Annotated in this window: 13 protein-coding genes; 11 read left to right on the top strand and 2 right to left on the bottom strand. The window is 71.3% G+C overall.

Features of this window, described 5'->3' with window-relative positions; genetic code table 11:
- Nucleotides 1-47: 47 nt before the first annotated feature.
- The 9 genes from PV721_RS37395 (at nucleotide 48) to PV721_RS37435 (ending at nucleotide 6622) form a co-directional block, all read left to right on the top strand.
- Nucleotides 48-491, top strand: coding sequence for a cupin domain-containing protein (locus tag PV721_RS37395; RefSeq protein WP_319732396.1), 444 nt, complete (start codon nucleotides 48-50; stop codon nucleotides 489-491).
- The gene (locus PV721_RS37400) at nucleotides 488-1759 is read left to right on the top strand and encodes a beta-ketoacyl-[acyl-carrier-protein] synthase family protein (protein WP_319732398.1); all 1272 of its coding nucleotides are present in this window, start codon (nucleotides 488-490) and stop codon (nucleotides 1757-1759) included. Before PV721_RS37395 ends, PV721_RS37400 begins: the two co-directional genes overlap by 4 nt.
- On the top strand, nucleotides 1756-2994 hold the full coding sequence (locus tag PV721_RS37405; RefSeq protein ID WP_319732400.1) for a beta-ketoacyl synthase N-terminal-like domain-containing protein: 1239 nt from the start codon (nucleotides 1756-1758) through the stop codon (nucleotides 2992-2994). The genes PV721_RS37400 and PV721_RS37405 overlap by 4 nt, the downstream gene beginning before the upstream one ends.
- Before the next feature lie 26 nt (nucleotides 2995-3020).
- A complete protein-coding gene (locus tag PV721_RS37410; protein WP_319732401.1) occupies nucleotides 3021-3275 on the top strand; it encodes an acyl carrier protein in 255 nt (84 codons plus the stop codon).
- Between the two features lies 1 nt (nucleotide 3276).
- Entirely contained in the window at nucleotides 3277-3756 is a 480-nt protein-coding gene (locus PV721_RS37415; RefSeq protein WP_319732403.1) for an SRPBCC family protein, read from the top strand.
- A gap of 19 nt (nucleotides 3757-3775) precedes the next feature.
- On the top strand, nucleotides 3776-4117 hold the full coding sequence (locus tag PV721_RS37420) for a TcmI family type II polyketide cyclase (RefSeq protein WP_319732405.1): 342 nt from the start codon (nucleotides 3776-3778) through the stop codon (nucleotides 4115-4117).
- 189 nt (nucleotides 4118-4306) lie between these two features.
- Complete coding sequence (locus PV721_RS37425) at nucleotides 4307-4939, top strand: NAD(P)H-dependent oxidoreductase (protein WP_319732416.1); 633 nt, start codon at nucleotides 4307-4309, stop codon at nucleotides 4937-4939.
- 64 nt (nucleotides 4940-5003) lie between these two features.
- Nucleotides 5004-5921 carry a MurR/RpiR family transcriptional regulator gene (locus PV721_RS37430; RefSeq protein ID WP_319732407.1) on the top strand — a complete coding sequence of 306 codons (918 nt, stop codon included), beginning with the start codon at nucleotides 5004-5006 and terminating at the stop codon, nucleotides 5919-5921.
- Between the two features lie 314 nt (nucleotides 5922-6235).
- Complete coding sequence (locus tag PV721_RS37435; RefSeq protein WP_030965466.1) at nucleotides 6236-6622, top strand: hypothetical protein; 387 nt, start codon at nucleotides 6236-6238, stop codon at nucleotides 6620-6622.
- A gap of 15 nt (nucleotides 6623-6637) precedes the next feature.
- Here PV721_RS37435 and PV721_RS37440 read toward each other — a convergent pair whose 3' ends face one another.
- Nucleotides 6638-7012: a toxin Doc gene (locus PV721_RS37440; protein WP_319732409.1), complete on the bottom strand. Its 375-nt coding sequence runs from the start codon at nucleotides 7010-7012 to the stop codon at nucleotides 6638-6640.
- Nucleotides 7013-7086: 74 nt separating this feature from the next.
- Nucleotides 7087-7971 (bottom strand): serine protease, encoded by an 885-nt coding sequence (locus PV721_RS37445; protein WP_319732411.1) that lies wholly within the window; start codon nucleotides 7969-7971, stop codon nucleotides 7087-7089.
- 231 nt (nucleotides 7972-8202) lie between these two features.
- Here PV721_RS37445 and PV721_RS37450 point away from each other — a divergent pair, with 231 nt between their 5' ends.
- Nucleotides 8203-8709, top strand: a complete 507-nt coding sequence (locus PV721_RS37450; protein ID WP_319732412.1) for a hypothetical protein — start codon at nucleotides 8203-8205, stop codon at nucleotides 8707-8709.
- Between the two features lie 44 nt (nucleotides 8710-8753).
- Nucleotides 8754-9002: a hypothetical protein gene (locus PV721_RS37455; RefSeq protein ID WP_319732414.1), complete on the top strand. Its 249-nt coding sequence runs from the start codon at nucleotides 8754-8756 to the stop codon at nucleotides 9000-9002.
- The last annotated feature ends 124 nt before the right edge of the window (nucleotides 9003-9126 follow it).

Below are 9126 nucleotides of genomic sequence, written 5' to 3' on the forward strand. Positions count from 1 at the left end.
CCCCCGTGCCCGTCCAGGCTCTCCCCACACGCCAGGAGGAACCCGCCATGACCAGACAGCGCCCACGCATCGTGGACCTCAGCGAGACGCCGCCCAACCGCCGGCGCGGCGGCGACCTGAGGGCCGTGCTCACCCCGACGTCGGTGGGTTCCACCAGCGGCTTCATGGGCATGGCGATCATGGCCCCCGGGGAATCCATCGCCGAGCACTACCACCCGTACTCCGAGGAGTTCGTCTACGTGGTCGCCGGCCGGCTGGAAGTGGACCTCGACGGCGAGGCCCACCCGCTGCGCACCGACCAGGGCCTGCTCGTCCCCCTCAACGTGCGCCACCGCTTCCGCAACGTCGGGGACACCGAGGCCCGCATGGTCTTCCACCTGGGCCCGCTCGCCCCGCGTCCCGAACTCGGCCACGTCGACACCGAGGAGGCCCCGCACCCGGAGAGCACCGCCTGGGAGCAGCCTCCGGACCGTACAGGAGCGGTCTCGTGACCCGCCGGCGGGTGGCCGTCACCGGAGTCGGCGTCGTCGCGCCCGGCGGGATCGGCGTCCGCGACTTCTGGGACCTGCTCTCCAACGGCCGTACGGCGACCCGGGGCATCAGCCTTTTCGACCCGACGGGTTTCCGCTCCCGGATAGCAGCCGAGGTCGACTTCGACCCCGCCGCGCACGGCCTCGGCGAGGGCGAAGCGGCCCGGGCGGACCGGTACATCCAGTTCGCCCTCGTCGCCGCCCGTGAGGCCGTCCGCGACGCGGCACTCGACCTCGACACGGACGAGGCCTGGCGGACCGGCGTCTCCCTCGGCACCGCCGTCGGAGGCACCACCCGGCTGGAGCACGACTACGTCGCCGTGAGCCAGTCCGGCTCCTGGTGGGACGTGGACCACAAACTGGCCGGCCCGTACCTCCACCGCGCGTTCACGCCCGCGACCCTCGCCTCCGCCGTCGCGGAGGAGACGGGTGCGCGGGGCCCGGTCCAGACGGTCTCCACCGGCTGCACCTCGGGACTGGACGCCATCGGGTACGCCGTCCACTCCATCGCTGAGGGCCGGATGGACGTCTGCATCGCCGGCGCCTCCGACTCACCCATATCGCCGATCACCGTGGCCTGCTTCGACGCCATCAAGGCCACCTCGCCGAACAACGACGACCCGGCGCACGCCTCGCGGCCGTTCGACGCCGACCGGGACGGGTTCGTCCTCGGCGAAGGCGGCGCCGTCCTCGTGCTCGAAGAGCTGGAACACGCCCGCGCCCGCGGTGCGACCGTCTACTGCGAGATCGGCGGCTACGCCACCTTCGGCAACGCCCACCACATGACCGGCCTGACCACCGAGGGACTGGAGATGGCCCGGGCCATCGAAACCGCCCTCGCCCAGGCAGGAGTCGGCGCCGACCAGATCGACTACGTCAACGCGCACGGATCCGGGACCAAGCAGAACGACCGCCACGAGACCGCGGCGGTCAAGCGGGTCCTGGGCGACCACGCCTACAAGACGCCGATGACCTCCATCAAATCCATGGTGGGGCACTCCCTCGGCGCCATCGGCGCCATCGAACTCGCAGCCTGCGTACTCGCCATGGTCCACCAGGTGGTGCCGCCGACCGCGAACTACGAGACGCCCGACCCCGAGTGCGACCTGGACTACGTGCCCCGCGTCGCCCGCGGCCGGAATCTGCGCAACGTGCTCTCCGTGGGCAGCGGCTTCGGCGGCTTCCAGTCCGCCGTCGTCATGACCCGGCCGAAGGAGGAGGTCTCGTGACCAGCCGTACGGTCATCACCGGCATCGGGGTCATCGCGCCCAACGGCGTGGGCGCCGACGCCTTCTGGAAGGCGACCCAGTCCGGGGCCAGCGTGCTGGACCGCGTCACCCGAGCGGGGTGCGAGCACCTGCCGCTGCGCGTCGCGGGCGAGGTACGGGGCTTCGACCCCGGCGCCATGGTCGAGGACCGCTTCCTCGTCCAGACCGACCGCTTCACCCACCACGCCCTGGCCGCCGCCGACCTCGCCCTGGAGGACGCCCGGCTCGGCCGGGCCGACTACGAGGGCGATCCCTTCTCCGTCGGCGTCGTCACCGCCGCCGGTTCCGGAGGCGGCGAGTTCGGCCAGCGCGAACTGCAGCACCTCTGGGAACAGGGACCGCGCTTCGTGGGCCCCTACCAGTCGATCGCCTGGTTCTATGCCGCCAGCACCGGCCAGATCTCCATCCGCCGCGGCCTGAAGGGCCCCTGCGGGGTCGTCTGCAGCGACGAGGCGGGCGGACTGGACGCCTTCGCACACGCGGTCCGGGCCGTCCGCCAGGGCAGCCGGGCCATGCTGGCCGGGGCGACGGAGGCGCCCCTCGCGCCGTACTCCATCGTCTGCCAGCTGGAGTACGAGGGGCTGAGCACCTCGGACGACCCCGAGCGCGCCTACCGGCCGTTCACCGACAAGGCCTGCGGATTCGTACCCGCCGAGGGCGGCGCGATGTTCGTCGTCGAGGACGAGGCAGCGGCCCGCCGCCGCGGCGCCACGGTCCGGGCCGTCCTGGCCGGCCACGCCGCGACCTTCACCGGCACCCGGCGCCGCGACCCGTGCGGCGAGGGACTGGCCCACGCGATCCGGGGTGCGCTGCGGGAGGCCGGCTGCGCGCCGGAGGAGATCGACGTGGTCTTCGCCGACGCCCTCGGAACCCCGGAGGCGGACGCGGCCGAGGCCGCGGCCCTCGCCGACGCCCTCGGCGCGTACGGGCGGAAGGTGCCGGTCACGGCTCCCAAGTCCGGTACCGGCAGGGCGTACTGCGCGGCGCCCGCCCTCGACACCGCGGCCGCCGTCCTGGCCCTGGAGCACGGTGTCGTCCCGCCGACCCCGAACGTCTACGACGTGTGCCACGACCTCGACGTGGTGACCGGCAGCGCCCGCCCCGCGGAGCTGCGCACCGCGCTCGTGCTGAGCCGCGGCCGGATGGGATCGAACTCCGCGCTCGTCCTGCGCAAGGGCTCGCCGGCGGCCAAGTAGTGCCCCTCGTGGAAGAGAGAAGCCAGATGTCCGACCGATTGACCCTGGAGGAACTGGCGGTGCTGATGAAGACCGCCGGAATCACCGTCGATCCCACCGAACTGGCGAGCCGTCCGGACTCCGCCTTCGACGAGTACGGACTCGATTCGCTGGGCCTGCTCGGGATCGTCGGTGAACTGGAGAACCGGCGCGGGCGGGCCCTGCCCACCGACGCCGAACGGTGCAAGACCCCCGGGGAATTCCTCGACCTCGTCAACAACAGCCTGATGAGCGGAGCCTGACATGCCAGGACACACCGAGAACGAGATCACCGTCAACGCGCCCGTGGACGTCGTGTGGGAGATGACCAACGACCTCCCGAGCTGGCCGCAGCTGTTCAGCGAGTACGCCTCGCTGGAGATCATCGAGCAGCAGGGCGACACCACCCGGTTCCGCCTGACCATGCACCCCGACGAGAACGGCAAGGTCTGGAGCTGGGTCTCCGAGCGGACCGTCGACCGCAAGAGCCTCACCGTCCGCGCCCGGCGCGTGGAAACGGGCCCCTTCGCACACATGGACATCCACTGGCAGTACTTCAAGGTGCCCGGCGGCACCCGGATGAAGTGGACCCAGGACTTCGCGATGAAGCCCGACGCGCCCGTGGACGACGCGTGGATGACCGACAACATCAACCGCAACTCCCCGATCCAGATGGCGCTCATCCGGGACAAGATCGAGCAGCGCGAGCGCGAGAACCGCACCCCGGCCGTCAGCCGTCTCTGAAGCGAAAGGCAGGCACCGGATGAACCAGCCGCACCGCGCCCTCATCGTCGCCCGCATGGCGCCGGGGTCGGCGCCCGACATCGCCGAGCTCTTCGCGGGCTCGGACGCGGGCGAACTGCCGCACCTCGTAGGGGTCACGCGCCGCAGCCTCTTCCAGTTCGGCGACGTCTACCTGCACCTGATCGAATCGGACCGGCCGCCCGGCCCGGCGATCGCGAAGGTCACCGACCACCCGGAGTTCCGGGACCTCAGTGACCGACTGACGGCCTACATCAGCCCGCACAACCCGGAGACCTGGCGCAGTCCGAAGGACGCGATGGCCCACGAGTTCTACCGCTGGGAGAACCCCGGCGCGAAGTGACCCGGCGGCCCGGACGGGACCCGCACACCGGTGTGTGCGGGTCCCGCCGCGCGTGGCCCGCCGACGAGCCCCGTATCCGCAGTCCGAAGCAGCCGACAGCAGGGAGACGGAATGAACCCGACCGATACCGACCACTTCCCGGCGGATCCGGCCCGCCCGCACCACGAGGACGCGTTCTCCCGTTCCTCCCTGCGCGTGCTCGTCCTGTCCGGGTCCTCGCGCACCGGCTCGGTCAACGCCCGGCTCGCGGCCCTGGCCGCCGCCCAGGTCGGCAGGGCCGGCGCCGTCGCGGACGCCGCCACCCTCGCCGACTTCCCCATGCCGCTGTACGACGGCGACGCGGAGGCCGACGAGGGCGTGCCGAAGGGGGCCCTGGCCCTGTGCGAGCGGATCGAGGCCGCGCAGGCACTGGTCATCGCCTCGCCCGAGTACAACGCCTCCGTCCCGGGCGCGCTGAAGAACGCCGTCGACTGGGTCTCGCGCCGACGTCCGCAGCCCTTCAAGGACAAGCAGACCCTGCTGCTCTCGGCCTCGCCCTCGATGGTCGGCGGCAACCGCGGGCTGTGGGCCCTGCGGGTCCCGCTGGAGCACCTCGGAGCCCGCGTCTACCCCGACATGTTCAGCCTGGCCAACGCCCACCACGCGTTCTCCGAGAACGGCGCCCTCGCCGACCGGGTCCTCGCCGAGCGGCTGACCTCGACGATCGGCGCCTTCCTCGCCCTCACCGAGGCCGACACCCGCTACTTGCACCTGCGGCACTGCTGGTACGAGTTCCTCGGCGACCGCACCGACGCCCCGGTGACCGCCCGGGCCGAGGACTGATCATCAACGACCACGGGGCGTGAGCTATGTTGGAACGCGGGTGACGTGAGAAGGAGGCCCTCCGGTGTCATCGGGGCAGCAGGCACGCGCGCAGGCGGCCGCGATCAAGCCGAGCGGCCAGTCGTCGGAGGAGGTCCGCCCCCCGGCCGACCGGCTCCTCGCCCTTTTCGACGGCCGGCGCCTGTCGCCGGGCCAGCGCCGCATCGCCCAGTACCTGATCGACCACCTCACCGAGGCCGCCTTCCTCTCGATCACCGAGCTCGCCGAGCGGGTGGGCGTGAGCCAGCCCTCCGTGACCCGTTTCGCCTCCTCCCTCGGATTCAGCGGCTACCCCGCCCTGCGCGACGTGCTCCAGCCGATCGCCCTGAGCGCGGTCGCCGGCGCCACGGACACCCGCGAGCAGATCCGCCGCAACGAGCTGCAGGCGGCCGTGGACGCCGAGATCGAGAACCTGGAGAACGTGCGGCGGCTGCTCGCCGACACCAACCAGGTGCTGGACATCGGCCGCGAGCTGGCCGGCTCGGTGCCGCTGACCGTGCTCGGGCTGCGCATCTCGGTCTCCCTGGCGGAGTACTTCGCGTACGCGGCCCGGCGCATCCACCCCGACGTCCGGCTGGTGACCCGGGGCGGCAGCGTCGCCTTCGACGCGCTGCTCCAGTCCAGGGCGGCCGGCGGGACCTGGGTCCTCGCCTTCGCCATGCCGCGGCACGCCAAGGAGACCCTGGCCGCCATCCGCGCCGCCCGCAGCACTGGGCTGCGCGTGGTCCTGATCACGGACCCCACCCTGGGACCGCTGGTCGACGAGGCGGACGTGGCCCTGACGGCGGGCACGGGATCCCGCCTGGTGTTCGACTCGTACGCGGCGCCCGGGATGCTCTCCGCAGCCCTGCTCCAGTCCATGGCGGACGCGGACCCCGAGCGGACGCAGGCCCGCCTGGAGGACTACGAGCAGGTCGCCCACCATCACGGCTTCTTCCTCTAGGGCCGATCCGAGGAGCTCCACCAGGGGATATTCAGCCTTCGATGTGCATGAAATTTTTCATACTCTTGCTTACTCGACGGTATATATGTTTACTGACGACGGCGCTCCGGATCCACCAGATGCCAAGGAGGACGACCCCACGTCCTCTCGAACGTACGCACGGCACGACGAACCTCCTCACGTCGCGGCCGCGCGTCGAGTCCAGGCTTTCGGATCCCGCAGAGCGCCCATGGCGGCCTCGGTCAACCCCTGGGCCGAGGCCGCCCCCAAGAACGTCTCGATCAGAGCTTCGACACCATTCGGAAGTGACGAGAATGCCCCAGACGGCCACGTTTACGCTCAGCCCGGACTGGCCCCTGCAGGTCAAGGCGCCCGGAACGCACGACTGGGAGCGCACGGCCACGCGCTGGCTGCGGGACCTCCTCCCGGCCCGCTACGGCGGCTACCTCACGCTCACCCGCCACCACGCGCTCCTGGCCCGGCACGTCCAGCTCCAGCTTCAGCACGAGATGCGCGCGGTGCGGGCGGCCCTGCAGACCAGCCGGGCCGAGCTGCCGACGATGGGCATAGCCGAGTCGGTCATCGAGAATTCGATCAGGATGTACGCCCTGGAGCTCGAGCAGCTGAGCCGGCTCGCCCGGGGCGCGCGCCTGGTCTCCGACGCGCTCCTGGTGGGCACCCCCGCCCAGCGCAGGCGCTGAGGCGCGGCCCGGGGGTCAGGCGGGCTGCCAGGAGCGGAGCCGCGCGGCCACGTCGTAGACGCTCACGCGGAGCGTGCGGATGTCGGTGATCAGGTCGCGCCACTGCTCGTAGGAAGCCTCCACCGCTTCGCCGGAGGCCTCGATGTACGCGACGGCGACCCCGTAGGCGAAGTACTCGTTGGAGTCGGGGAGCGGCCGGAGCAGGACGATCGCGTCGAGCAGGGCGGCCGCACGCCAATAGGCGTCGGGGTCGTCCACTTCCAGGCTGGGCGTGTTCACCCGGTGCCGGGCGACGGCGGCGACCAGGGCGGAGTGGTCGGCCACCTCCACGTCCTTGAACAGCGCCTCCTGCCGCTCCAGCAACCAGCGGTGATCGATGTGCAGTTCCACGCGTCCGAGTATCCCCGCCCGGGGCCCGGCCGTGGGGCTTTTCGGGCCGGGCGGGGACGTGCGCGGAGCCGGAGCTACGACTGGGGCTTCGGCAGCAGGCAGCCGGGGCGGTTCAGGTCGATCTTGTTGCCGGGGCCTATGCAGGGGACGATGATGTAGGTCTCCTGGGCGTAGTTGATGCCCTGGCGGACCGTCACGGCGCCGTTCTGGTCGACCTCGCACGGGTTGTTCACCGTGCAGCGCCCGCCGTCCTCGTTGCCCGTGTTGTTGACGGCGACGACCTTGCCGGTCGTCGTGTCGATCACCGGCGAGCCGGAGGTGCCGCCGATGGTGTTGCAGGACGAGGTGTAGCGGACCGAATCCTTCCAGGTCCAGTCGCCCTCCTTGAGGAGGTAGGCGAACCCGTCCACGTTGCAGCTGTAGATCCGCTTCCAGTAGCCGGAGACCACCTTGATCGCCGAGCCCTGCGCCGGGCGCACGTCGTTCAGGGTCAGCGCGGCGATGCCGTACTGGCTCTGGATCTGGGCGTAGGTCTTGGTGAGCTGGTAGATCGAGACGTCCGTGTCGGTCATCGTCCCGTACGCGATCTTGCTGGCCCGGAGGGTCGCGACCTTCGAGCCCGACGCGTTGAGCAGCGAGAAGGAGCGTGAGGACGGCCGGTCCTTGACGACCTCGCCGGCGGCCGGGAATCCGGTCTCCAGACAGTGCCCGTTGGACAGGACGAGGGCGGGGTCGTTCGGCTGGGAGCCGGGCGCGCGGACGACGGAGCCGGAACAGTTGCTGAGGGCCACGGTGCCGGCGAAGTTGACGGCGACGGCGGTCGCCGGGGGTGCGGCGGGGGCTGCGGGCGCGGCCTGGGCGGCCGGTGCGGTGGGTGCCGTGGGTGCGGCGACGGCCGGGGTGACTGCTGCTCCCATCAGGAGCAGCGAGAGTAAGGCACCGGCGAGAGGCTTTTTCATGTGGGGGTTCCCCTCTGATGACAATGCAACCGAAGATCCTCCGGTTGTCATGTGCATTGTTGAGACACTTGCCCCAAGTCACAAGAGGGCATGGCGAGTTGGAGCCACCCCCGGGGGAGGGGTCCCAGGCGGCTCCGGAGGGCCCGGGATCTGACCGCCGCACGGGTGTTCCGCAGCGGACGCTTTGCCTCCTACGGTCTGTGCACCATGGGTTCCGGATCGGGAGGCAGCGTGAAGCGCGAGATCGACATCGACCAGCTGGTGACGGCGATGAAGGCGGTCGACGAGGCGGGGCGGCTCTTCGAGGAGGCGCGCGCTCTGTACGAGGCGCGCGGCCTCAAGCGGAACAGCGACGACTTCAAGGTCGCCGGCGGCTCCGTCCAGACACTGCAGGGCGCCGAGGAGATGGCCCTCGGGACCCGGAAGTTCCTCACCGAGCTGGCGCTGGTCGTCGGCTACGCGACCGCGGGCTTCGAGGAACGCGTCGGCGGGAGATCGGCGACCGCCCGGACCGGATTCACCGGCATCTCCGGCGGCGGCGCCCGCATGGCCCGGCCGCTGCTCGACCCGACCGTGCGGGGGCTGCGCCTGCTGCTGGACGTCGACTTCTTCGAGCCCGTCTTCAGGACCGAGATCGAAGAGGTCCTGCAGGCCGAGAAGGCGACCTACCCCGACCCCTCGACGTTCCGCATACCCGCGGCGGCGGACGCCGCCGCCACGGTCGGCCGTACGTCTTGACCCCCCGGGGTGCCGGGCCGGGCCGAGGGGGCGAGGCTGTGGGTATGCGTCATGCGCCCGTCGTCGTACACCGGATCTTCCCGTCGGGAGGCCGGCAGGTGACCCTGCGGACCGCGAGCGGAGAGCAGTCCCTCGGTCTGGCCCACTCCGACGAGGACGTTATCGAGTTCCTGCGACGGGCCGGCATGCCGGACCCCGACGACGTGGTCCTCGGAAGCACCGAGCTCGTGGAGTGGGACGCGGACACCCCCCACGTGTACGAGGCCGACCCGCCGACCGACGACCTCCCGTGAACTGACACCGGTCCCGCAGGTTCCGGTGGGGTCGGGTGTGTGCCGGGGCGATCCTTCGCAGGGCGTCGAACGCCATGTGGCCCGGCCCTCCGCCCCCCGCCGCGTTCGGCGCCCGAGGATGCGC

It is taken from the genome of Streptomyces sp. MB09-01 (assembly GCF_033794505.1).
GTDB lineage: Bacteria > Actinomycetota > Actinomycetes > Streptomycetales > Streptomycetaceae > Streptomyces.

Excerpts from the sequence above, each read along its gene's own strand:
- PV721_RS37395 (WP_319732396.1), top strand. The coding sequence starts at position 48 with ATGACCAGACAGCGCCCACGCATCGTGGACCTCAGCGAGACGCCGCCC.
- PV721_RS37410 (WP_319732401.1), top strand. The coding sequence starts at position 3,021 with ATGTCCGACCGATTGACCCTGGAGGAACTGGCGGTGCTGATGAAGACC.
- PV721_RS37415 (WP_319732403.1), top strand. The coding sequence starts at position 3,277 with ATGCCAGGACACACCGAGAACGAGATCACCGTCAACGCGCCCGTGGAC.
- PV721_RS37420 (WP_319732405.1), top strand. The coding sequence starts at position 3,776 with ATGAACCAGCCGCACCGCGCCCTCATCGTCGCCCGCATGGCGCCGGGG.
- PV721_RS37435 (WP_030965466.1), top strand. The coding sequence starts at position 6,236 with ATGCCCCAGACGGCCACGTTTACGCTCAGCCCGGACTGGCCCCTGCAG.
- PV721_RS37445 (WP_319732411.1), bottom strand. The coding sequence starts at position 7,971 with ATGAAAAAGCCTCTCGCCGGTGCCTTACTCTCGCTGCTCCTGATGGGA.
- PV721_RS37455 (WP_319732414.1), top strand. The coding sequence starts at position 8,754 with ATGCGTCATGCGCCCGTCGTCGTACACCGGATCTTCCCGTCGGGAGGC.